This window comes from Micromonospora sp. ATLC16, assembly GCF_057196645.1.
The window spans coordinates 1-23,078 of the sequence record NZ_JBXUOW010000035.1 but is presented as its reverse complement, the minus strand read 5'-3'; the positions used below and the strand labels follow the sequence as shown (position 1 = coordinate 23,078).

The window sequence follows — 23,078 nt, the reverse complement described above, 5'->3', positions numbered from 1 at the left end:
TCCGGGAGGCCGGTGCCCCGCGCGACGTGGATGACACCGCCGGATGGTCGACCGGCAGCCGCGTCTCAGCCACGGACGGCGGCGACCGGGCGACCGTTGTCGGCCGGCGACTGCGGCGTGCCGGGCGGATCGTCGGCGGAGTCCCACCCGATGTGGAAGGTCGGCCGGTTCTGCACCGTGGCGTAGATCCGTCCGACGTACTCGCCGAGCAGGCCCAGGCAGACCAGTTGCACCCCGCCGAACAGCAGTACCGCGACGAAGAGCGAGGTCCAGCCGGGGATCGTCGCCCCACGCAGGTGCCCGAGCACGCCGAACACGATCAGTGCCAGGCTGACCAGGAAACTGCCCAGGCCCAGCCAGGTGGCCAGCCGCAGGGGTGTGGCGGTGAAATTGGCGACGCTGTCCCAGGCCAAGGCGATCATGCGTGGAAGCGGGTACTTCGTCTTCCCGGCCAGCCGGGCCGCACGGGCGTAGCGGACCTCGGCGCTGGAGAAGCCGAGCGCGGGCACGAGCAGACGGTAGACCGGGACGCGTTCGGGCAACCGCCGCAGCGTCTCCACCACGGCACGGCTCACCATCCGGAAGTCGCCCGCCTGGTTCGGCACCTCGGCGCCGACGATCCGCCGCATCAGCCGGTAGTACGCCCGGGCGGTGTGCCGCTTGAAGAACGTGTCGGTGCTGCGATCGGCGCGCACCCCGTACACCACGTCGGCACCGGCGCGGGCCAGCCGCAACATCTCGGGGATGGTCTCCGGCGGATCCTGGAGGTCAGCGTCGAGGCTGACCACCCACCGGCCGCGGGCCCGGTGCAGACCGGCGGTGAGTGCCGCCTGGTGGCCGCTGTTGCGGCGCAGCCGGACGATCCGCAGTTGGGGCCAGTCGCGGGCCTGCGCGGTGAGCAGGCCGACCGTGGCGTCGCGGCTGCCGTCGTCGACGGCCACTACCTCATAGCTGGTGTGCAGCCCGTCCAGCACGGGCCGGAGCCGGGCGACGAGGTTGCCGATCATCGCCTCCTCGTCGTACATCGGGATGACGACGGACAGCGTGATTTCACCTGTTGGCTCGGATTGCATCCTTCTACTGGCCCCGCTCCACATAGAAAGGTCACACTGCGAGGTACGCAGAACCCGCACTGTCTCGCGTCGAGTTGACGCGAACCTCTCGCTGTCGTGAACGGTCGGCGAATGGCGGTCAGCGCTCCAGGATCGCGGTGACGCCCTGGCCGCCGGCGGCGCAGATGGAGATGAGGCCGCGTCCGCTGCCCTTCTCGGCGAGCAGCTTGGCCAGGGTGGCTACGATCCGGCCGCCGGTGGCGGCGAACGGGTGACCGGCGGCCAGCGACGATCCGTTGACGTTGAGCTTGTCGGTGTCGATGGCGCCGAGCGGAGCGTCCAGGCCGAGCCGGTCCTTGCAGAACTCCGGTGACTCCCAGGCGGCCAGGGTCGCCAGCACCTGCGAGGCGAACGCCTCGTGGATCTCGTAGTAGTCGAAGTCCTGAAGGGTGAGCCCGGCCCGGTCGAGCAGCCGGGGCACGGCGTACGCGGGTGCCATGAGCAGCCCCTCCTCGCCGTGCACGAAGTCCACCGCGCCCGTCTCCGACCAGGACAACCAGGCCAGCACCGGCAGGTTGTGCTCGCGCGCCCACTCCTCGCTGGCCAGCAGCACGGTGGAGGCGCCGTCGGTCAGCGGCGACGAGTTGCCGGCGGTCATGGTCGCCCGTTCGGCGTCCGACCCCTTGGTGCCGAAGACCGGCCGCAGCGTGCCCAGCTTCTCCAGGGTGGTGTCGGGGCGCAGGTTCTGGTCGCGGGTCAGCCCCAGGTAGGGGGTCATCAGGTCGTCGAAGAAGCCCTTGTCGTATGCGGCGGCCAGCCGCTGGTGCGACCGCAGCGCCAACTCGTCCTGCGCCTGCCGGTCGACGTTCCAGCGCAGCGCGGTCTGCGCGGCGTGCTCACCCATGGACAGGCCGGTGCGCGGCTCGGCGTTACGGGGGATCTCCGGCCTGAACGGCTGCGCCGGGCGCAGTTTCGCGGCGATCCGCAGTCGCTCGCCGAGCGTGCGGGCGGAATTGAGCTTGAGCAGCGTGCGACGCATGTCCTCGTTGACCGCGAGCGGAGCGTCGGAGGTGGTGTCGACGCCACCGGCGATGCCGACGTCGAGCTGACCGAGGGCGATCTTGTTGGCGACCAGGATGACGGCCTCCAGGCCGGTGCCACAGGCCTGCTGGATGTCGTACGCCGGGGTGCGCGGGTCGAGCTTCGAGCCGAGCACAACCTCTCGGGTGAGGTTGAAGTCCTTCGAGTGCTTGAGCACCGCACCGGCGACGACCTCGCCGACCCGCTGCCCGGCCAGACCGAACCGGGCGATCAGCCCGTCCAGCGCGGCGCCGAGCATGTCGGCGTTGGCGGCGCTGGCGTAGCGCGAGTTGGCGCGGGCGAAGGGGATCCGGTTGCCGCCGATGACCGCGACCCGTCGAACGTTCTGCACGATCCGTCTCCTCGAAAGTTTTGCCTACACCCTACTCATCAGTAGGCTACGCCTATGACCGACAGGTATGCGAGCTTCGTCCAGTCGGGGGCCGGACGGGCGCTGGTCAAGCGCCTCGGGCTGCCCGATCCGCCGCGCCTGCGCCGGCACGCGCCCGGCGAGCCGATTCTGCCCGGGCTGGTTCTGCTCGGAGCCGCCACCGGCGGGCGGCTCACCGAGCCGGTCGGCAAGGCCCTGGCCGCCGCCGGGCTCGCCCTGCGTGATCCGGCCACCGCCGTCCCCGATCCGGCAACCGGTCGTACGCCGGAGAGCGCCGCCCTCGTCTTCGACGCTACCGGCATCACCGAGTCGTCCCAACTGCGCCAGCTCTACGACTTCTTCCACCCGCAGGCCCGGGCGGTGCAGCCCAACGGCCGGGTGATCGTGCTGGGCACCCCGCCGACCGAGTGCGGCACGCCCCGCGAGGCGACCGCCCAACGAGCACTGGAGGGGCTGACCCGCAGCATCGGCAAGGAGTTCGGCCGGGGCATCACCGCGCAGCTGGTGTACGTCACGCGGGAGGCAGACGCCGGCACCTGGACCAGCCTGGAGGGGACCCTGCGGTTCCTGCTGTCGGGTCGTTCCGCGTACGTCTCGGGGCAGGTGATCCGGGTCGGTGCCGGCCAGGCCACCGCTCCGGCCGACTGGGACCGCCCGCTCGACGGGCAGGTGGTGCTGGTCACCGGTGCGGCCCGGGGCATCGGCGCGGCGCTGGCCCGGGTGCTGGCCCGCGACGGGGCGACCGTGGTGGCGCTGGACATCCCGGCCGCCGGGGACGAGTTGGCCGCGGTGGCAAACGAGATCGGCGGCAGCGCCGTACAGCTCGACCTGACCGCCGCCGAGGCACCGGCCCGGCTCGCCGAGCACCTGGCCAGCCGGCACGGGCGGGTGGACGTGGTGGTGCACAACGCCGGCATCACCCGGGACAAGACCCTCGGCCGGATGGACGCCGACCGCTGGAACCAGGTCATCGACGTCAACCTGTCGAGCCAGGAGCGGATCAACGACCTGCTGCTGGAACGCGAGTTGATCCCGGCCGGCGGGCGGATCATCGGTGTCTCCTCGATCGCCGGGATCGCCGGCAACCGGGGCCAGACCAACTACGCCACCAGCAAGGCCGGGGTCATCGGGCTGGTCGACTCGCTCGCCCCGACGTTGCGGGGACGGCAGATCAGCGTCAACGCGGTCGCCCCCGGATTCATCGAGACCCGGCTGACCGCCCGGATCCCGCTGGCGCTGCGGGAGGCCGGCCGCCGGATGAACAGCCTCTCGCAGGGTGGGCTGCCGGTGGACGTCGCCGAGACGATCGGCTGGCTCGCCTGGCCGGCGTCCGGTGCGGTAAGCGGCAACGTGGTCCGGGTCTGCGGCCAGAGCATGCTGGGGGCGTGATGGCCAGGCGTAAACGCGGCGACGAGCCGAGCGACGATCTCTCGGTCGGCGAGCTGATCGACGGGCCCACCGAGATCCTGACCCCGGAGATCCGGGCCGCCGCGCTCGCCCGACGGGCGGGCGGCGAAGACCTGGAGGCGACCCACGACCTTTCCCACCTCGCCCCGGCCAGCGGGAACTCCGACCCGTCGACGGATCAGCCGGCGCAGACGAGCCACGCCGACACACGGGCAGCCGGTGCCGCTGTCGGTGGTCCGGCCGGCGTCGCGGCCGCCCCTGGCGACCCCGCAGCGCGGGCCCGGGTGGAACTGTCCCGGGTGCCGGCGGCCGGGCCGCTGTACCGGCGGGCGCTGCTGAACGCGGTGCCGGGGCTGGGTGGCCGGCGTGCCGCCGGGGTACCGGCGGTGGAGTTGGCCGTCGCCGGGGTGGCGGTCGACCCGGAGCGGCTGGCCGACTACGACCGGGTCTGCGGGTTCCGCCTCGCCGACCGGCTGCCCGCGACCTTTCCGCACGTCATGGGTTTTCCGCTGACGCTGCGCCTGATCACCGCGCCGGAGTTTCCGATCCCGCTGACCGGCGTGGTGCACGTCGGCAACCGGATCACGGTGCGGCGGCCGGTCACCATCAGCGAGCGGCTGGACTTCACCACCTGGGCGGAGAACCTGCGTCCGCACGACCGGGGACGGCAGGTGGACGTCGTACTCGTCGGGTCGGTCGACGGCGAGGAGGTGTGGCGCGGCGTCTCGACGTACCTCGGCCGGCAGCGCACCCCGGACGGCGGCGAGCGGCGCGACCACGGTGAGCGGCCCCCGCCGCCGGCCGCCACCGCCCGCTGGCAGGTCACTCCCCGGGTGGGTACGGACTATGCGCGGGTCTCCGGCGACCACAACCCGATCCACACCTCACGACTGGGCGCGCGGCTGCTCGGCTTCCCCCGGCCGATCGCGCACGGCATGTGGAGCAAGGCGCGGTGTCTCGCGGCGCTGGAGAGCCGACTGCCCGAGGCGTACACGGTGGACGTGGCGTTCAAGCTGCCGGTGCCGCTGCCCGGCACGGTGGCCTTCAGTGCCACCTCGCTCGGTTCGGGCTGGGATTTCAGCCTGCACGACCGGCGGGGTCGATTCCACCTGGTGGGCACCATCCGCTGAGCGGGGCCGGGCGCTCGCCCGGCCCCCTGCTGCTGATTCGCCGGAGCGAACAGCCGCAGGGGGCCTCTGGGCGCTTCCCGGCGGTTTCGTCCGGCCGACGACGCCGCCGAGGACAAGCGGGTTCGAACGGCTCAGCTCGACGCCGCCCGTTCCGCACGCGGCGCGGCTAGCTGGTCGACGGCGGGCGGAAGGCCCCATTTGCGGTGATCCGTCCGTCCCGCCCCGATGCCTCCGTCCGACGGCGAGCATGTATCCATGGAGGCCGCGCTCGACCTGCTCCGGCACACGCTCACCTCACCGTGGGTGTATCTGCTGCTGTTCGGACTCACCGCGATCGACGCGATCCTCCCGCTGGTGCCGGCCGAGGCGGCGGTCATCACGGTCACCGTTCTCGCCACCGGCGGCGAGCCGAATCTGGTGTTGGTGATCGTGGTGACCATGCTCGGTGCCACGGTCGGCGACCACATCTCCTACGCCATCGGGCGCGGCGGCGGCTCAGGTCGGCTGGATCGTTCGCCGGAGGACAGCCGACGCCGGGCCGGATCGCGGTGGGCGCGGCGGGCGGTGTGCCGGCACGGCGGCGTCATCCTGACCACCGCCCGGTACCTGCCCGGCGGGCGGACGGCGGTCACCCTGACCATGGGTGCGGTGCGCTATCCGCTGCGCCCGTTCCTGCTCTACGACCTGATCGGCGCCGGCACCTGGGCGCTCTACTGCGTGCTGCTCGGCCTCTTCGGCGGGCTGGCCTTCGAACGTGAGCCGATCTACGGGATCCTGGCCGGAATCGGCCTGTCGATCGCGGTCACCCTGCTGGTGCAGCTGGCCCGCGGGCTGCGCCGCCGCGCCCATCGCCGGGCCGCACGGCGCTGAGGTGTGGCAGGGTCACCCGGGCAGATGCCAGGTCACGCCGCGCAGCAGTTGTCCGGCGCCCAGCCAGGCGACGTTCATCATCTGCGTGGCGGTCTTCTCCGGGTCGGCTTCCGGATGGTCGGCCAGCCAGTCGGCCAGTGACTCGCTCGCGCCGACCAGCGCGTACGCGACCACCTCCAACTCGGTGTGGGCCACCTCTCGCCCCTCGGCGCGCAGCGCGTGGTCGAGCAGTCCGGCGACCACCTCCAGCAGCCTCGCCCGCATCACGGTCAACTCGCGCGCGAAGGGCTGCTCGGCGCGGGCCTGCCGGTAGAGCACCGCCCAGCCGTCCCGGTGCGCGCCGACGAATCCGAAGAACGCCCGCAACCCGCGCCAGAGCCGCTCGTCGGCGGGCAGGTCCGGTACGGCGGCACCGGCGATGGCCTCCATCATCCGGGTGCCCTCGCGGTGCAGGCAGGCGACGAAAAGTTCCTCCTTGGTGCCCAGGTACGCGTACACCATGGGCTTGGAGATGCCCGCCACCTCGGCGATCTCGTCCATGCTCGCACCGTGGTACCCACGCCGGGCGAAGATCCGCACCGCGGAATCGAGCATCTGCTGCTGCCGAACCGCGCGCGGGAGGCGCTTGAAGGCGGGACCGGTGGACACCTTGCGAGCATACCTACCCATGCGTAGGGTTACGCACGAGTAGCCACTGTCCGAGAGGTGCCTTTCCATGACTGACTTCGACCCGGCCAACTTCGCCAACGTCGGCCCGAAGGAGTTCGCCCAGCTCGTCAAGAACACCCCGGAGAGCAAGCTGGCCGAGGTGATGTCCGGTGACCTGCGCGGCAAGATCCTCGGCGAGGTCTTCGGGCGGATGCCGCAGCTGTTCCGCGCCGACCGGGCCGGCTCCACCAACGCGGTCATCCACTGGAACATCACCGGCGCCCCGGACGGCGGCACCGACACCTACGAGGTGGTCATCGCCGACGGCACCTGCACGGTCAACGAGACCCCGCAGCACGACCCCCGACTGAGCCTGACCATGGGCCCGGTCGAGTTCCTGAAGATCGTCTCGGGCGGCGCCAACCCGGTCATGATGTTCATGACCGGCAAGCTCAAGGCAAAGGGCGACCTGGGCCTGGCCGCCAACATCGCGAACCTCTTCGACATCCCCAAGGCCTGAGATGGTCGAGTTCTCGCTCGACCTGAACGAGGAACAGCGGGATCTACGGGACTGGGTGCACGGCTTCGCCCGCGAGGTCGTGCGCCCAGCCGCGGCCGAGTGGGACACCCGCGAGGAAACTCCCTGGCCGATCATCCAGGAGGCGGCAAAGGTCGGGCTCTACGGCTTCGAGTTCCTCGCCACCTGCTGGGCCGACCCCACCGGGCTGTCGCTGCCGATCGCCAACGAGGAACTGTTCTGGGGCGACGCCGGCATCGGGCTGAGCATCTTCGGCACCTCCCTCGCGGTCGCCGCGATCTACGGCGCGGGCACCCCGGACCAGCTCGTCGAATGGGTGCCGCAGTGCTTCGGGGACGTCGACTCCCCGGCCGTCGCCGCCTTCTGCAGCTCGGAGCCGGAGGCCGGTTCGGACGTCGCCGCCATGCGTACCCGGGCGACCTACGACGAGGCCACCGACGAGTGGGTGCTGCGCGGGCAGAAGGCGTACGCCACCAACGGCGGGATCGCCGGGGTGCACGTGGTGACCGCCGCCGTCGAGCCGGAGCTGGGCTCGCGGGGACAGGCCGCCTTCGTCGTACCGCCGGGCACCGCCGGGCTCAGCGCCACCCGAAAGCTGCGCAAACTCGGCCTGCGCGCCTCACACACGGCCGACGTCTTCCTCGACGACGTCCGGGTACCGGGCCGGTGCCTGCTCGGCGGCAAGGAGGCGCTGGAGGAACGCCTGGCCCGCGCCCGCTCCGGGCAACGCGCCTCCGGCCAGGCCGCGATGCGTACCTTCGAGCTGTCCCGACCCACCGTCGGCGCGCAGGCGCTCGGCGTGGCCCGGGCCGCCTACGAGTACGCCCTGGACTACGCGAAGGAGCGGGTCCAGTTCGGCCGGCCGATCATCACCAACCAGGCGGTCGCGTTCACGCTGGCCGACATGCGCATGGAGATCGACGCCGCTCGGCTGCTGGTCTGGCGGGCCTCCTGGATGGGCCGCAACAACCGACCGTTCAGCGCCGGTGAGGGCTCGATGTCCAAGCTCAAGGCCGGCGAGGTGGCCGTCTCGGTGACCGAGAAGGCGGTCCAGTTGCTCGGTGGTGCCGGCTTCCTGCGGGACCATCCGGTCGAGCGCTGGTACCGCGACGCCAAGATCTACACCATCTTCGAGGGCACCTCGGAGATTCAGCGGCTGGTCATCTCCCGGGCGATCTCCGGGATGCCGATCCGCTGACACGGATCTGCCGTTCATCGTCAGCACGCTGACCCGGCGGGGCCCACTCGCCCCGGGTCGTCCGATCCGCGTCGCAGCCCAGCTCAGCGCGGTACGCAAGGGGTTGGAGCCTCGCCGGTGAACTTCGCACGTCGTGACATCGGTGTTCACCGCGTCTGACGACCCCTCGGCGAAGACCTGCGTACCCAGCGCCAACGCCGAAGGGCGCGGTGGGCGCAACCTGCCGCCACACCAACGCCCCTCGACCGGACCCCCCACAGTCACACCGGCTCTGGCCGTACCCCCCCTCGAACCGGGCGACGTCCGGGTCAGCCGACGACGATGTCGCAGTCGGCCTGCCCGGTCGCCACCAGCGCGTCGAAGCTGACCTGGATGAACGGCTCGTACGCGGCGGCGTTGAGGCTGCGGGTCTTCTTACCCGGCACCCACTTGGTGCCGGTCGACTTCCGCAGGTCCGACGAGCCCAACGTCAGGTCGCAGATCCAGTGCGCATTGCGGCCGATCAGGTTCCCGTTTCGGGCGCTCGCGTCGATCTCCCAGTTCCCGTCCCGGTTGATCGTGAAGGAAACGTTCCCGCTGACCTTCCGGCTGCTGTCGCTGGTGGTAAAGGTGATGCTGTCGCCGTTGGACGCCACCGTCTTGGTGGTCGCGTTGGCGTACGCCGGAACGGCTCCGAGCAGCACGGAGCCGGCCACCGTCCCGGCCGCGGCGACCAGCGCCAGTCCACGCCGGCCGAGGATGGCGGCGGTCACACCGGAGTTGTTGAATCGCATGTCGTTACCCCACTTCTCTCGCAATTCGACGGATGCCCGCTGCTGGCGGTACGGCGCGCCGCAGCTGACACATCCAAGTGTCGTTATCGGCGCCAGCACTTTCTTGTGGGAAGTCTGAGGGAGAAATAGGGGAATGCTGAGATTCGGAAAGCGGGCCAGAATCGGACGACGTTTTCGACTGAGATCCGACAATCCGCGACTTGACTCGACAGCGATTTCGTGCGAGGTTGCCCGCCGACCGGACCGAGGCAGCGGCGGCGACCCGGTGGGAGGGGAATCGGGACACGCCCCTACGGGAGAGTCCTCAGGGGACGGTCGGGTGGATTCCGGATACCTCCCGCGCCGCCGGGCTCGGCAGGCTCTCCCCATGAAACTCACCATGCGTAATCTCCTCGCCGGAGTCACCGTCGGCGCGCTGCTGGCCGGCACCCTGGCGGTACCCGCCGGCGCGACCCACCGCGACTGCCCGATCGGATCGTTCGACCCGACGAGCCTGATCACGTCCGTCGGCGCGATTCCCGACCCCGAGCTCACCACCACCAGCGTCCAACTGCGGGTCACCACCCCGACCGGCTGTTTCAGGGACACCTTCGGGGTACGGGACCTGCGCTCCTCGGCACAGGTACCGCCGAACGCCCGCATCCGGATCGGCAGCGTCACCAAGCTCTTCACCGCCGTCGTGGTCTACCAACTGGTGGCGGAGGGCCAGTTGGACCTCGACGACCCGGTACGCCCCTACCTGCCGGACCTGATCCCGGCCGACTGGCCGACGGTGACCGTACGGCAGTTGCTCGCCCACACCAGTGGCCTGCCCAGCCCGGTACTACCCGACGGGCTGGAATGGCAACTCGCCCACCGCTTCGACCGCTGGACTCCTGAGCAGATCGTCCGCACGGCACTGACGAACCCGCCGGACTACGCCCCCGGCACCGCCCAGCGCTACACCAACATGGGCTACATCGTCGCCGGCATCCTGGTCGAGCGGGTGACCGGCCGGTCGTACGCCGAGCAGATGCGACACCGGATCTTCCGGCCGCTCGGCTTGCGCGACACGTACGCCCCGGGCGTCGCCACCGGGATCCGTGGTCCACACGTGCGGGGCTACCAGCAGGTGAACCAGGACGGCCGGACCGTGCTGGTGGATGCGACTCGCTGGAGTCAGACCTTCACACCCGCCTCGGGTGACCTGATCTCGACCGTCGCCGACCTGGACCGGTTCTCCGCCGCCCTGTTCGACGGCCGGCTGCTCGCCCCCGCGCAGCAACGTGAACTGTTCACCCATCCGTGGACGGGTGCGGAGTACAGCAACGGCGGCCTCTCCTCGATCCGGCTTCCCGACGGCCGGGTCTTCTGGGGCAAGTCCGGCGCCCGTTACGGCTACCAGGCGGCCGTCGGCGCACTCGACGACGGTGGTCTGCGGTTGGTGTTCGCCGCCACCCCGACCGACGCCAAGGCCGAGGGTCAGTCGGCGCTGCTCCAGCGGGTGCTGGCCGCCGCGCTGGCGCTCACCTGAGGGCTGCCACGACGCCGGCCGGTCAGGGAGGGCCCTGCCGCACCGGAGGCATCGGCAGGTAGCCCTTCCTGATGTCGGGCTCAGCGGTCGGTGGCGCGGCCGATGGCGGCGGCGACGCCGCCGACCCGGTCGGCGAGCAGGCCGAGCGCGCCCACCGCCCGGTCGACCGGGTCGTCGCCGGTGCCGCCGAGCGCCCGCGAGCGCTGGAAGGCGTCCTTCACCTCGGCCCAGCGGGCGGCCTGTTCCGGCGTGAGCCGGCCGCGCAGCTCGGCGAGCTTCAGCAGGTTCGCCTCCGCGCCGGCCGCCAGGGTCTGTGCCTCACCCAGGTAGTGATCGTCGATCACCGCCTCCAGCTCCTCGTCGGTGAGCACCGGGACGATCCGTTCGGCCAGCTTGTTCATGTTCCGGTACGACCCCTGGAGCTGGAACGGCGGTTCGGTGCGGGCGTCGTCGGACTGGGCCGCCGAGGCGATGTACGCCTGGTTGTTGGCCAGCACCACCTGCTGCACCCGCAGCAGCTTGCGCAGCACCGAGACGATCTGCTCCAGCTCCACCGGCTGGTAGGGGTGCGACAGCTGGTCGGGGCGGACCGTCTCGTCGCCCCGGGCCATCCGCACCAGCAGTTCCAGGTCGGCGCGGTCCCGGCCGGAGAGCGGTGCCAGCACCGGGTTGGCGGTGAGCGCGTTCTCGACATAGCTGAGCGCGAAGACCTCCTCCCGGCCGGAGAGCACGTCGCCGAGGTTCCACACGTCGGCCCGGTTGGCAAGCATGTCCGGCACCCGGAACCGCTTCCCCGACTCGGTGTACGGGTTGCCCGCCATGCACACCGCGAACCGCTTGCCGCGCAGGTCGTACGTGCGGGTCCGGCCCTCCCAGACACCCTCCATCCGGCGTTGCCCGTCGCAGAGCGAGATGAACTTCTGCAACAGTTCCGGGTTGGTGTGCTGGATGTCGTCCAGGTAGAGCAGCACGTTGTTGCCCAGCTCCAGGGCGAAGGAGATCTTCTCGACCTCCTGCCGGGCGGTGGCGTCGGGCGCCTCCGCCGGGTCCAGCGAGGTGACCTTCGAGCCCAGCGCCGGCCCGTTGACCTTGACGAAGACCAGGCCGAGCCGGCTGGCCACGTACTCCATCAGAGTGGTCTTGCCGTAGCCGGGCGGTGAGATCAACAACAGCAGGCCGGACTGGTCGACCCGCTTGCCGTCGCCGGTAGCGCCGAGCTGCCGGGCCAGGTTGTCGCCGATCAGCGGCAGGTACACCTCGTCGAGCAGACGGTTGCGGACGAAGGCGTTCATCACCTTCGGCCGGTACTCCTCCAGCCGCAGGCGCTCCCGCTCGACCTCCACCAGCGCGTTGCGTCGCCGCTGGTAGTCCCGGTACGCCGGGACCAGGTCGGTGCGGAAGCTGCGGGTGCGGGCCAGCGTCTCGTCCAGCCGTACGTCCAGGGTGGAGCCCACGACGCGCGAGTGCGCGCCGAGCAGGTCGCCGACCGTGTCCGTCATCGTCGCCGCGCTGTCCTCGCGGGCCAGATCGGGGCCGCACAACTCCACGGTGACCGCCTCCGGCAGGTCGTAACCGGACAGGCCACCGTCGTCGGTGGCCAGGAAGGCGGTCAGCCACGCGTCGATCAGCTGGTACCGGCCGGCCAGGTCGTCACCGAGCGCCCGCAGGTCGTCGTCGAACTCGCGGGAGGAACGCGACTGCGGGCCATCGAGCGCCCGGCGGAAGCGGTCCAGTAGGGCCCGCGCCCCGCCCCCGGTGACGAAGCGCACCGGCGGTGCGGCGAGTTCGGCGAACAGATACTCGCCGGCAAGCGCGGTGCCACCGGACGGCACCGGCAGTCCGGCCTCGCGCAGGAACACCTCGATCGCCTCGGCCAGCTGGCCGCAGAGCAGGTCGGCGGCGTCCGCACCGTCCGGACGACCGAACCGCGCCCGGGCCCGGGCCAGCGAGGCGGCGCGCGCCGTCCAGGTCGACCGGGCCGACTCGTCCGTGGCGTACCGCCAGAAGAGTTGGGCGGCGGCGCGGTCGGCCGGCGGGTAGCGCAACAGCCCCGCGCCGGCGTGCAGGCGCAGCAGCACCCGCAGGATCTCGGCCGCGTCGTGGTCGTGCACGCCGCGCTCGTATCCCTCGTCGTAGCGGGTCTCGGCGATCCGCCGGACCAGCTCCCGCAGCCCGTCGGCGTCCACCGCCGCCGTGTGCAACTCGTCCAGGCCGGGACCGTCGCGACCGGCCTCGGCGGCGGCCAGGATCGAGGTCGCCAGGTACTCGGCCCGGTACACCTGCGCCGACTCGGAGACCAGCAGCTGGTCCCAGAACCGTCGGGTCTGCTGGAACTCCTCGTCGCGTATCGGGGCGCGATAGTCGGTGCCGGTCACCGCCACCACCATCCGGCCCTCGGCCGGCACCACCGCCACGTCGATCGGTTGGGTGTTCACCGCGAAGCGGTGCCGGCCCAGCCGGATCGTCTCGCCGCCGTCGGCGTACAGGTCGAGACGGTCACGCAGGCCACGCCCGGCCTCCTGGCGGGCGGCCCGGACCCGGCCGTCCAGCTCCTCGGCCCGCACCGCGTCGCCGAGGGTACGCAGTTCCTCGACCACCGCGCGCAGCTTGTCCACCATCGGATCGGCCGCGAAGTAGGTGTTGATGTCGTCGAGCGAGCCAAGGCTGCCGGCTCGCCGGTGCACGCTCACCATAATCCGCTCGGCGGAGGCGACGAGCCGGTCGGCACGGCGGGCCCGCTCGTCCAGCAGCGCCTGCTTGCGGGAGGAGAACGCCTCGTAGATGTCGGTGCGCCGGGTGGCCAACTCGGCGAGGAAGTCGTCGAACTCGCCGAACCGGGACTCCAGTTCCTCCACCCGCAGCAGCAGCCGGCCCAGCTGCTCGTCGCAGCGCTCGGCGGTGTCCGCCGCCGCCAGCGCCCCGGTGACCGCCTGCCCGAGCAGGGCGAACTCGGCGGCGAAGCCGGCCCGACCCTCCGCGGCGGCCAGCTCCCGGCGGCGCTTGTCCAGCACCGCACGGGCCCGGTTGACCGCACCCAGCACCTCGCCGACGCGGCCCAGGATGGCGGTGCGGACCGTCGCGTCGGCGATGTCCAACCCGCCGACCACGTCGGTGATGGTCTGGAGTCCGTCGGTACGCGCGGCCAGCTCGTCGTGCACGGTGCCCGCCTCGGCCACCGTGCCGATCCCTACGGCCTTCGTGGCCAGCCGCTCCACCTCCTGCTGGTAACCGCTGAACGCCTCGTCGCGGCGCAGGAACTCGACAGCCCGCCGACCGGCCGCCGCCAGTTCCTCGTCAAGTCGACCGGCCAACTCGTCGATCCGGGCGTGGTCGACGTACCGCAGTTCCCGCAGCGTTTCCAGGTGACCCCGGGCGCGGCGCAGGCCGCCCAACTGGGTGACCCAGTCGTCGGCGGTCAGCGGCGCCTCGCCGCGCGCCCGGCGGGCCAGCGAGGCGATCTGCTCCGCGCTGTCGTCCAGTTCGGCGCGGGCCTGCTCGGTGAGCGTCCGGACCTTCTCGTGCTCCTCCAGCACGGCGGCGGCGGTGCGGCGCAGCCCGGCCAGCGGCGTGGCCAGGTCACCGAGTTCGTCCTCACCGAGCCAGTGGTAGTGGTCGGCGATCCGGGCGCAGGCGGCGATCAGCGCCTCGTAGAGCCCGGCGGTGGCGGTGTCGTCGACCATCCCGGCCGCCGAGAGGCAGTCCGAGATGCCGCGTACCAGGTCGGCGTTGCCGATCCGTTCCAGCGGCCCGGTGCCGGCCGGCTGCGCCGCCGCGTACGCGTCCGAGACGTACGGTGTCTGCCACACCTGCATCGGGTGGACCCGGGTCGGTTCCTCGGACACCGCCCGGAACACCACGAGCGTGCCGTCGTCGAACAGCGAGAACCCGTGGCACGGGATCGGCGCGGCCACCTCCTTGCGGATCGCGTTGTACGGCAGCAGCAGGCTTCGGCCGTCGGCGCGGGCGTGGAAGACGTAGAGCACGTCCTCGCCGTTGGGCGAGCGCACCACCCGCTCGAACTCCAGCTCCGACACGTCGGTGTCGAACGTCCGGGTGACTCCGGTGACCAGGTGGTACCCGCCGGGAAAGATGATGCCGTGGTCCTCGGGTAGCCGTTGGCAGGCGACGCCGATGCCGTCGAGTCGCATCACCTCCCGGGTGAGCGTGTTGAACACCAGGTGCCGCCACTGCGTCTCCTTGTACGGCCGCAGTCGCAGCAGGATCAGCGGCCCCACCCGGGCCCAGTGAACGTCGGCGTCGGCGAGGCTCTGCAACGGCTCGTCCACCGGCTCGCTGTAGATGCCCTCGCCGACCTCGGTGTTGTTCTCCACCTTCACGGTCAGCGTGCCGCCGACCGTCTCCACGAAGACCTGGCCGTCGATGGAGATGTGCGGATGCCGGCCGAGGACGTGGTCCTCGCGGGTCGTCTCGGTCCACTCGAAGTCGTGTGACGGTGGGAAGACGTGGTCCCGCTCGCCCCGGCTGTCCAGGTACTCGGGCACGCCGTCGACGCCGACCCGCCACCGCAGCACCCGGATGTCCTCGGTGCGCGGCCCGGTCTGGAACACCGCCAGCAGGCGGCCGTCCACCCGACGCAGTTGCAGCAGCCGGGCCTGCCGGTAGTAGCGGTACAGCTCACCGAAGTCGCGGACGAACTGCGGGTCGCGGAGCAGGCCGGGCAGCTCGTCGTGGCCCGCCTCGTCGAACCGGAACCCGGCCACCTCCGGCCCGCCGTCGCGGGACTCGTCACCCTCGCCGGGCTCGCGGCTGAACCGGTGCAGCGAGAAGACGTCGTCGACGGAGGTCTCCGGCTTCAACCCGATGAAGACGTTGTAGCCGAACAGCATCAGCCCGCCCACCGAGACGATGTCCCGGGGTACGCAGTTGTGCTCGGTGCGGATCCGCTCGGTGCTCAGCAGCCGCAACTCGGTGCTGCCGAAGACCTCCAGTCGGCGGGCGTTGAGCGTCTCCGCCCGCCGGGCCAGCTCGGTCGCCTGCGTGGCGAGTCGCCTGCGGAGCACCTCGTAGCTGCCGTCGTCCAGTCCCGGCCGGGTAGCGGCGTCCGTCGCACCCGGCCCGGTCGGGTCCGGGGCGGCCGGAGCCGGTCCGGCGTCGCCGGGCGTACGCCCGGCAGCGGCCGGACCGGCGGTCGGCTCACTCACCGGCGCGCTGCCGTGGGCCGGTCAGGGCGGCCACCGGGGTCTCCGCCACTCCGAGGCGCTGCGCGGCCTTCAACAGCTCCTGGAGCTTGCCCTTGTCCCCGCCGCCGGAACGCATCTGCTGCATCAGGAACGCCGAGAGGGTGAGATTCTGCACGTCGGCGCTGTCGATCGAGCCGACCATGCGGGCCAGGTCGTCGGTGAAGCTGGCGGTGCCGTCAAGCCACGGCTGGGCCAGGTTCTTCGCCACGTCCGAGTGGGCCACGAAACCATCCACGCTCTTGCCGTACGAGATCGAGCTGAGCAGCCGGTCGAAGAAGACGCTGTCCCCGCCGACGATGTCGATGTTCGCCTTTTCCAGGCCCGTGGCGACCAGCTTGGCCTGCGCCTCGGCGACCTGACGCTGGGTGTCCAGCCCGGCCAGCCGGACCTCCTTCTCCAGTTCCAGGCGCAGCCGGTACTCCTCGTGCTCGCGGGTCGCGTCGTCAAGCGCGGCCATCGCGGCGGCCTTCTCGGTCAGACCCTCGGCCTCGCCCTTCAGCTTCTCGCGCACCGCCTCGGCGGCGGCCACGGCCTTCTCCCGCTCGACGGCGGCCTCGGCGCGCCCGACCTTCTCGATCGCCTCGGCGCTGCGCTCCTGGACCTGCACGTCGGCCAGGCCGGCCGCTGCCGCCTCGGCCTGGACGCCTTCGGCCAGCCGGATCTTCGCCCGGGTGTCCAGTTCGGCGGCCTGCTGCCGGGCCTCGGCCAGCACCAGTTCCTCGCGGGCGCGGTGCTTCGCCGCCGCCTCGGCGGCCTCCGCCGCCTTGATGTCCTTGACCAGGTTCTCCTGCGCCTCGGCCTCGGCCTGGATCACCAGCGCCTGCCGGGTCCGCTCGGCCTCCTCGACGACCCGCAGCCGCTTGATGTTCTCCTCCTGCTCGGCCACGGTCTTCTCCACCGCGATCCGCTCCCGGATCACCTCGGCGATGGTCCGCTTCTCGGCCTCGACCTCCTTGTCCTTGGCGATCGTGCTCAGCTCGGTCTCCCGGTCCCGGCCGATGACCTCCAGCAGGCGGTCCTTCTCGATCCGCTCGGTCTCGATGGCGATGACCCGCTCGCGGTTCTTCTCGGCGACCGCGATCTCCCGGGCCCGGTTCTCGTGCTGGATGCCCAACTGCTCGTCGGTACGGATGTTCGCGGTCTCCGCCCGCAGGCGCTCCTCCGCGCGTACCCGGGTGACCTCGGCCTCCTCGCGGGCCCGTACCGTATCGATCTCGCGGCGCTGCTTGGCCTCGGCGTCCGCCTGCCGGCGCTCCAGCTCCAGGATGGCTTCCCGGGCGTCGACGTTCTGCCGGGTGATCTCCTTCTCCTCGCTGCGGCGGAACTCGTTGGTCCGCACGTGCTCCAGCGCGGTCAGCTCGGTGATCTTCCGGATGCCCTGGGCGTCGAGGATGTTCTTCGGGTCGAGCTGCGCCATCGGCGTCTGCTCCAGGAAGTCGATCGCCGCGTCCTCCAGGCTGTAGCCGTTGAGGTCGGTGCCGATCACCCGGATGATCTGGTCGCGGAACTCGTCGCGCTTGGTGTAGAGGTCGACGAAGTCGAGCTGCTTGCCGACCGTCTTGAGCGCCTCGGAGAACTTCGCGTTGAACAGCTCCTGGAGCGTCTCCCGGTCGCTGGCCCGGGCGGTGCCGATCGCCTGCGCCACCTTGATGACGTCCTCGACGGTCTTGTTGACCCGGACGAAGAAGGTGATCCGGATGTCGGCCCGGATGTTGTCGCGGCAGATCAGACCCTCGTTGCCGGTCCGTTCGATGTCGATGGTCTTGACCGAGATGTCCATGGTCTCGGCCTTGTGCAGGACGGGCAGCACGACCGCGCCGGTGAAGGTCACGTCGACCCGCCGGACCTTGGAGACGATCAGAGCCTTGCCCTGCTCGACCTTGCGGAACAGCCGGCTGACCATGAACACCACGCCGAGCGCGACGAGCAGGACGACGGCGAGGAGTACGCCTATACCGGTGGTGATGACATCCATGGCTGGGCGCGCGTGCGGTGGCGACCGGCCGACGGGCCGGGCGGGACGCCGCGCATCCTCCTTTCGGGGGCGGCTCAGGGGCAGCGTGGGGCGGGCCGGCCGAAGGGAATCGACCGGCTGCGCTCGACAGGTTTGTGGACTATTCGGGGACGTGTCTCATCGGATCGAAGGCGGGTCCGGCGGGCATCACCCAGAAGAACTCGCCGTCGGTGTCGTAGTCGTAGATCAACGCGGAGGTTCCGGCCGTCATCTGTTCGTCGCCCGGTTGCCGGATCTGGACCACCGCCGACGAACCGTCGGCCGCGGTCACCTCGGCCTGACCGAAGTCGGCGGTGACCGTACCGGTGCGCACGACGCAGAGGCGACCGACGAAGGCGTGCCGGGTGGCGTCCGTCTCGGTGGGGAAGAGCCGGCTCAGCGGCACCGCGACCAGCCGGGTCACCAGCCACGCGCAGGCCGCGGCGGCCAGCAGCACACCGACCGAGACGGCGATCCGGGTGCCGGAGCCGAGCCCGAGGCCGTCGAGCAGGGCGGTGCCGGCGAGGCTGACGAACCAGGCCACCGCCACGAGCAGGGAGAAGATGACGGCACTGGGCACGCCGCCCAGGCCGAGACCGGCCAGTACGGTGCCCGGTACGCCGTCGACGTCAAGGTCGTCGCCGAGATCCAGCACGCCGGTCAACACCAGCAGCCAGTAGCCGACGACCACCACCAGCAGGAAGCTGAACAGCACGGTGGGGAAGCTGAGCGCCGCGCCGAGAAAGCCGGTCACCGCGTCCTCCTCCCCGTACCGGTGGGTGCTGGCCAGCCACCGGCACGATGATCGTGACATGGGATGTCAATGCCTGCGGTGGCCGATCGGCTGATCCCGCCGGCCTGACCGGTCAGGCTCAGCGACCGGCGGTGGTGCTCAACCGAGATTGGCCTCGATCAGGGCGTCCAACGTCGACGACCGGATCTCGGCCTCGGCCGCCGTCACGGCGATGAACCAGCAGCGCCCGTCCGGCGCCCACGCCGACAGGTATGCCGTGGACGTCGCCGGATCATCCGTGGCCATCACCTCGGCTCGGGTCGGCACGGTCACCTCGCGTGGCGTGCCGGGCAGCCCACGCGGCGCCTCGAAGTCGAACACGATCACCACCCGGGAGACCGGGCCGGCACCCTCGTACGCCGACCGGGTGCCGCTCGGCACCACCTCCGGCCGAGCCATCCGCAACACCGCATCCGTGGCATCGACCGGCCGCAGATAGGGCGGCAGCCCCCGCAACTCGGGAACGACCGGGCTGGCAGGCGGCCCGGTCACCGAGGGCGAAGGTTCGTCGTGCCGTGCGGTAGCGGCCATGAACACCGCCATCCCGACGACCGCGCACGAGGCGAGCGCGGCGGCAGCGGCCCGCAGCTTGCGGCGACGACGCAGGCGGGCTCGCACCGCCGGCAACGGATCCAGGACCGGCGGCCCGGCATCGGCGTTCCAGACCTCGCGGAGCGCGTCCCGGACATCGGTCATCCCGTCACCTCCCCCGCCGCGCGTACCCGGGCGATCGGCAGCCCTGCCCGCAACAGGGCGCGATGGCGCAGCGACCGGACGGTCGCCGGACGACGGCCGATCGCCGCCGCGATGGACTCGTCGTCCAGGTCGTCGAGATAGGTCATGACCAGTACGACCCGCTGCAACGGAGGAAGCCCGGCGAGCAGCCGGCGCAGGCTGTCGACCTCGTCGGCAGCCGCCGACGGCGAAGCGGCCGGCGCCGATCGGAACCGCCGGACGATCGTCCGCAGCCGACCGACATGCAGCCGCACCATCACCAGCTTCGCGTACGTCAGTGGTCCGCCCTCGGCGTCGCGGCGATGCCATGTCGTCACCATCCGCACATACGTCTGCTGGAGGAGTTCCTCGGCCTGATTCGGGTCGGCGGTGACGGCGCGTGCGTACCGACGTAGCGCCGGTGCGGTGTCGCGTACGAATGTCTCGAACTCGTCGGCGTCCATCCCACCTCCCTCACCGGTAAGAGACGCCACTACCGGTGCATCAAGTTGCAGCATCGCCCCGGCGGACTTTCACCGACGGGCGGGATGCCTCACGACAGCGCGGGAGGAGCACCATCAGCACCGAGAAGACGGAGCCGGAGTCTGCCTTCTCGAACTGGGCAGACAGTAACAACTACCGGGCGGGTCGGTCGTCCCGAGAGGCACACAAGTCAATGTCGGCATGCGCCCCCCATAGCGCACAGCAACGGCCACCAGGTCCATTGGTGGTGGAGCAGCCCCAAAGGGACGGCAGCAGCGCCGACGATGAAGTGTGGGCACGACAGACGACAACGTCACGCAGAGACCCGACCAGGCGGGCGGGTCACCCTGGAAGGGCGATCCGTCCGTCGACCGCCGCGGCGGCGATGTCCCGACGGTAGTGCGAGCCGGACAGCGTGATGCCGCGTACCACCTGGTAGGCGGCATCACGGGCGGCGGCCAGGTCCGGGCCGGTGGCCGTACCACAAAGGACCCGGCCGCCCGCGGAGAGCAGGGTGCCGTCGACAGCCCGGCGGGCGGTGCCCGCGTGGATCACGCCCGGCATTTCGCCGCCGGTGATCACGTCGCCGGTACGCGGCCCCGCCGGATAACCCTCGGCGGCGACCACCACCGTCACTGCGGCACCGGTACGCCAGCGCAGCGGCGGATGGTCGGCCAGCGAATCGGTGGCGGCGGCGTGCAGCAGCCCACCCAGCGGTGTCTCCAGCAGCGCGAGCACCACCTGCGTCTCCGGGTCACCGAAGCGGGCGTTGAACTCGATCACCCGGGGGCCGTCGGCGGTGATCGCCAAGCCGACGTAGAGCAGACCGGAGAAGGGCGTCCCCCGGCGGCGCATCTCGGTAAGCGTCGGGTGCACCACATCCCGCATGACCTCGTCGACCAGATCTGCCGACGCCCACGGCAGCGGCGCGTACGCCCCCATGCCGCCGGTGTTCGGGCCGCTGTCGTCGTCACCGACCCGCTTGAAGTCCTGTGCCGGCAGCAGCGGCACCGCGGTCTCGCCGTCGGTGACGACGAACAGCGACACCTCGGGACCGGCGAGGTACTCCTCGATCACCACCCGCCCGCACTCACGCGCGTGCGCCTCGGCGACGGTGCGGTCGCTGGTGACCACCACACCCTTGCCGGCGGCGAGCCCGTCGTTCTTGACCACGTACGGTGGGTCGAACCGGTCCAGGGCGGCGGCCGTGCTCGCCTCGTCCGTGCAGGTGTACGCCCGTGCGGTGGGGACACCGGCGGCGGTCATCACCTCTTTGGCGAAGGTCTTGGAGCCCTCCAGCCGGGCCGCCTCGGCCGACGGCCCGAAGACCGCGATGCCCTTGGCCCGGACGGCGTCGGCCACCCCGGCGACCAGTGGCGCCTCCGGCCCGATCACGACCAGGTCCGCGCTCACCTCGACGGCGAGCCCCGCCACCGCCACCGGATCGACCGGATCGACGCCCCGCAACTCCGCCACCGCCGCGATCCCCGGATTTCCCGGTGCCGCGATCAGCGCCTCGACGGAAGGATCATCGGCCAACGCCAGGGCGAGCGCATGCTCCCGCCCACCACCACCAAGAAGTAGAACCCGCACGCCGAGTCATCCTACCGACCCCACCACCGATCCCGTCGATCATGAGGTTATTGCTTCCGACACGCCGCGCCGGCGATGACAATTCATGATCAACGCAGAGGTGGGTTGGGGGGTGGGTCGGGTTAGGGGAGGAGGGGGTGGCGGGTTACGTTTTCTTCGCGGCCAGGGCCTACGCCTACGACGCTGACGCGGGTTCCGCAGAGTTCTTCGATGCGGGCGATGTAGCGCTTGGCGTTCTCGGGGAGGTCGTCCGCGGTGCGCGCCTTGGTGATGTCCTCCCACCAACCGGCGTGCTCTTCGTAGATCGGGACCGCGTGGTGGAAGTCGGTCTGGGTCATCGGCATGTCGTCGACCCGCTTGCCGTTGATCTCGTAGCCGACGCAGATCGGGACCGTGGGCAGGCCGGTGAGCACGTCCAGCTTGGTGATCACCAGATCGGTGACGCCGTTCAGGCGGCAGGCGTACCGCGCGACGACCGCGTCGAACCAGCCGCACCGGCGTTCCCGCCCGGTGGTGGTGCCGTACTCGTGGCCAACCTTGCGCAGGTGCTGACCGTTGTCGTCGAACAGCTCGGTCGGGAACGGTCCGGAACCGACTCGCGTGGTGTACGCCTTGCTCACCGCGATCACCTTCGTGATCGCGGTCGGTGGGATGCCGGCACCCACGCACGCCCCGCCGGCCGTCGGGTTCGACGAGGTGACGAAGGGATAGGTGCCGTGGTCCATGTCGAGCATGGTGGCCTGGGCACCCTCCAGCAGCACGGTGTCCCCACGGTCCAGCGCGTCCCAGAGCATCGCCCGGGTCTCCGCGATGTACGGCCGCAGCCGCTCCGCGTACTCGAGGTATTCCTCGATGGTGGCGTCGACGTCGATCGCCTTACGGTTGTAGACCTTGAACAGCACCTGGTTCTTCTCGCGCAACGCGAGTTCCAGCTTCTTGCGCAGGATGCCCGGGTCGAGCAGGTCCTGCACCCGGATGCCCATCCGGGCCACCTTGTCGCCGTACGCGGGACCGATGCCCCGGCCGGTGGTGCCGATCCGCGAGCTGCCCAGGTACCGCTCGACCACCCGGTCCAGCGCCCGGTGGTGCGGCATGATCAGATGCGCGTCGCCGGAGATCCGCAGCCGGGACACGTCGACACCCCGCTCGGCCAGGCCGTCGATCTCGCTGAGCAGTACCTTCGGGTCGACCACCACACCGTTGCCGATGACGATCACGGCGTTCGGGGAGAGCGCGCCCGACGGCATCAGATGCAGCGCGTACTTCTGCCCGTCCGGGGTGATCACGGTGTGACCGGCGTTGTTGCCGCCAGAGAAGCGGACGACGTAGTCGACCCGCCCACCCAGCTGGTCGGTAACCTTGCCCTTGCCCTCGTCGCCCCACTGGGCGCCGAGGAGCACGATCGCTGGCATCTTCTCGCCTCCAGAAGGCTCGGGTGCCAGATGGCGACCGGTCAGCGAGCCCGGGGTGTCAGGTTAACAAGTAGTGACGGCACGGCCGGCAGGGGTCGCGTCGGGAACAGCAGGAGGAGCTACCCGTGTACGACGTGGTGCTGCTCACCCTCGGCTCGGAGCGGGACGCTCCGGGAGCCGGGTGTGGCAGCGACGAAGCCTGCTGTGGGGGGGGGGGGGGGGGGGGGGGGGGGGGGGGGGGCGGGGGGGGGGGGGCGGGGGGGGCGGCCGCCGCGCGGCCCCCCCCTCG

Annotated in this window: 17 protein-coding genes; 6 read left to right on the top strand and 11 right to left on the bottom strand. The window is 71.1% G+C overall.

The window, feature by feature from the left end; all coding sequences use genetic code 11:
• Positions 1–65: 65 nt before the first annotated feature.
• Positions 66–1,073, bottom strand: a complete 1,008-nt coding sequence (locus AC2CHE_RS16480; protein ID WP_484505764.1) for a glycosyltransferase family 2 protein — start codon at positions 1,071–1,073, stop codon at positions 66–68.
• Between the two features lie 118 nt (positions 1,074–1,191).
• Entirely contained in the window at positions 1,192–2,484 is a 1,293-nt protein-coding gene (locus AC2CHE_RS16475; RefSeq protein WP_484505763.1) for an acetyl-CoA C-acetyltransferase, read from the bottom strand.
• 54 nt (positions 2,485–2,538) lie between these two features.
• Here AC2CHE_RS16475 and AC2CHE_RS16470 point away from each other — a divergent pair, with 54 nt between their 5' ends.
• The 3 genes from AC2CHE_RS16470 to AC2CHE_RS16460 all read left to right on the top strand — a co-directional run bounded on the left by AC2CHE_RS16470 (position 2,539) and on the right by AC2CHE_RS16460 (position 5,930).
• Positions 2,539–3,912 (top strand): 3-oxoacyl-ACP reductase, encoded by a 1,374-nt coding sequence (locus tag AC2CHE_RS16470; protein WP_484505762.1) that lies wholly within the window; start codon positions 2,539–2,541, stop codon positions 3,910–3,912.
• A 302-nt stretch (positions 3,913–4,214) separates the two neighbouring features.
• Positions 4,215–5,060, top strand: a complete 846-nt coding sequence (locus AC2CHE_RS16465; RefSeq protein WP_484505795.1) for a MaoC/PaaZ C-terminal domain-containing protein — start codon at positions 4,215–4,217, stop codon at positions 5,058–5,060.
• A 255-nt stretch (positions 5,061–5,315) separates the two neighbouring features.
• Entirely contained in the window at positions 5,316–5,930 is a 615-nt protein-coding gene (locus tag AC2CHE_RS16460) for a DedA family protein (protein WP_484505761.1), read from the top strand.
• 12 nt (positions 5,931–5,942) lie between these two features.
• Here AC2CHE_RS16460 and AC2CHE_RS16455 read toward each other — a convergent pair whose 3' ends face one another.
• On the bottom strand, positions 5,943–6,578 hold the full coding sequence (locus AC2CHE_RS16455; protein WP_484505760.1) for a TetR/AcrR family transcriptional regulator: 636 nt from the start codon (positions 6,576–6,578) through the stop codon (positions 5,943–5,945).
• 67 nt (positions 6,579–6,645) lie between these two features.
• Here AC2CHE_RS16455 and AC2CHE_RS16450 point away from each other — a divergent pair, with 67 nt between their 5' ends.
• Together AC2CHE_RS16450 and AC2CHE_RS16445 are read left to right on the top strand one after the other, a co-directional pair.
• The gene (locus AC2CHE_RS16450) at positions 6,646–7,098 is read left to right on the top strand and encodes an SCP2 sterol-binding domain-containing protein (RefSeq protein ID WP_093403799.1); all 453 of its coding nucleotides are present in this window, start codon (positions 6,646–6,648) and stop codon (positions 7,096–7,098) included.
• A gap of 1 nt (position 7,099) precedes the next feature.
• Positions 7,100–8,314, top strand: a complete 1,215-nt coding sequence (locus AC2CHE_RS16445) for an acyl-CoA dehydrogenase family protein (protein ID WP_484505759.1) — start codon at positions 7,100–7,102, stop codon at positions 8,312–8,314.
• A gap of 308 nt (positions 8,315–8,622) precedes the next feature.
• Here the strand turns inward: AC2CHE_RS16445 and AC2CHE_RS16440 are convergent, their stop codons facing one another.
• Positions 8,623–9,087: a G1 family glutamic endopeptidase gene (locus AC2CHE_RS16440; protein ID WP_484505758.1), complete on the bottom strand. Its 465-nt coding sequence runs from the start codon at positions 9,085–9,087 to the stop codon at positions 8,623–8,625.
• Positions 9,088–9,454: 367 nt separating this feature from the next.
• Here AC2CHE_RS16440 and AC2CHE_RS16435 point away from each other — a divergent pair, with 367 nt between their 5' ends.
• On the top strand, positions 9,455–10,600 hold the full coding sequence (locus AC2CHE_RS16435) for a serine hydrolase domain-containing protein (RefSeq protein WP_484505757.1): 1,146 nt from the start codon (positions 9,455–9,457) through the stop codon (positions 10,598–10,600).
• 80 nt (positions 10,601–10,680) lie between these two features.
• On the opposite strand, the gene AC2CHE_RS16430 is transcribed toward AC2CHE_RS16435, so the two are convergent.
• From AC2CHE_RS16430 to AC2CHE_RS16400, 7 genes are all read right to left on the bottom strand, one after another.
• Positions 10,681–15,762: a DNA repair ATPase gene (locus AC2CHE_RS16430; protein WP_484505756.1), complete on the bottom strand. Its 5,082-nt coding sequence runs from the start codon at positions 15,760–15,762 to the stop codon at positions 10,681–10,683.
• A complete protein-coding gene (locus AC2CHE_RS16425; RefSeq protein WP_484505755.1) occupies positions 15,755–17,776 on the bottom strand; it encodes an SPFH domain-containing protein in 2,022 nt (673 codons plus the stop codon). The genes AC2CHE_RS16430 and AC2CHE_RS16425 overlap by 8 nt, the downstream gene beginning before the upstream one ends.
• Before the next feature lie 139 nt (positions 17,777–17,915).
• Positions 17,916–18,608 (bottom strand): hypothetical protein, encoded by a 693-nt coding sequence (locus tag AC2CHE_RS16420; RefSeq protein WP_484505754.1) that lies wholly within the window; start codon positions 18,606–18,608, stop codon positions 17,916–17,918.
• Between the two features lie 78 nt (positions 18,609–18,686).
• The gene (locus AC2CHE_RS16415) at positions 18,687–19,283 is read right to left on the bottom strand and encodes a hypothetical protein (RefSeq protein WP_484505753.1); all 597 of its coding nucleotides are present in this window, start codon (positions 19,281–19,283) and stop codon (positions 18,687–18,689) included.
• Positions 19,280–19,765 (bottom strand): RNA polymerase sigma factor, encoded by a 486-nt coding sequence (locus AC2CHE_RS16410; RefSeq protein ID WP_484505752.1) that lies wholly within the window; start codon positions 19,763–19,765, stop codon positions 19,280–19,282. The genes AC2CHE_RS16415 and AC2CHE_RS16410 overlap by 4 nt, the downstream gene beginning before the upstream one ends.
• 361 nt (positions 19,766–20,126) lie before the next feature.
• Positions 20,127–21,377, bottom strand: a complete 1,251-nt coding sequence (gene purD / locus AC2CHE_RS16405; RefSeq protein WP_484505751.1) for a phosphoribosylamine--glycine ligase — start codon at positions 21,375–21,377, stop codon at positions 20,127–20,129.
• Between the two features lie 122 nt (positions 21,378–21,499).
• Complete coding sequence (locus AC2CHE_RS16400) at positions 21,500–22,789, bottom strand: adenylosuccinate synthase (RefSeq protein ID WP_484505750.1); 1,290 nt, start codon at positions 22,787–22,789, stop codon at positions 21,500–21,502.
• Positions 22,790–23,078: the final 289 nt, after the last annotated feature.

Coding starts and splice junctions, on each gene's coding strand:
- AC2CHE_RS16480 (WP_484505764.1), bottom strand. CDS start 1,073: ATGCAATCCGAGCCAACAGGTGAAATCACGCTGTCCGTCGTCATCCCG.
- AC2CHE_RS16470 (WP_484505762.1), top strand. CDS start 2,539: ATGACCGACAGGTATGCGAGCTTCGTCCAGTCGGGGGCCGGACGGGCG.
- AC2CHE_RS16460 (WP_484505761.1), top strand. CDS start 5,316: ATGGAGGCCGCGCTCGACCTGCTCCGGCACACGCTCACCTCACCGTGG.
- AC2CHE_RS16450 (WP_093403799.1), top strand. CDS start 6,646: ATGACTGACTTCGACCCGGCCAACTTCGCCAACGTCGGCCCGAAGGAG.
- AC2CHE_RS16445 (WP_484505759.1), top strand. CDS start 7,100: ATGGTCGAGTTCTCGCTCGACCTGAACGAGGAACAGCGGGATCTACGG.
- AC2CHE_RS16440 (WP_484505758.1), bottom strand. CDS start 9,087: ATGCGATTCAACAACTCCGGTGTGACCGCCGCCATCCTCGGCCGGCGT.
- AC2CHE_RS16435 (WP_484505757.1), top strand. CDS start 9,455: ATGAAACTCACCATGCGTAATCTCCTCGCCGGAGTCACCGTCGGCGCG.
- AC2CHE_RS16425 (WP_484505755.1), bottom strand. CDS start 17,776: ATGGATGTCATCACCACCGGTATAGGCGTACTCCTCGCCGTCGTCCTG.
- AC2CHE_RS16420 (WP_484505754.1), bottom strand. CDS start 18,608: ATGTCACGATCATCGTGCCGGTGGCTGGCCAGCACCCACCGGTACGGG.
- AC2CHE_RS16415 (WP_484505753.1), bottom strand. CDS start 19,283: ATGACCGATGTCCGGGACGCGCTCCGCGAGGTCTGGAACGCCGATGCC.
- AC2CHE_RS16410 (WP_484505752.1), bottom strand. CDS start 19,765: ATGGACGCCGACGAGTTCGAGACATTCGTACGCGACACCGCACCGGCG.
- AC2CHE_RS16400 (WP_484505750.1), bottom strand. CDS start 22,789: ATGCCAGCGATCGTGCTCCTCGGCGCCCAGTGGGGCGACGAGGGCAAG.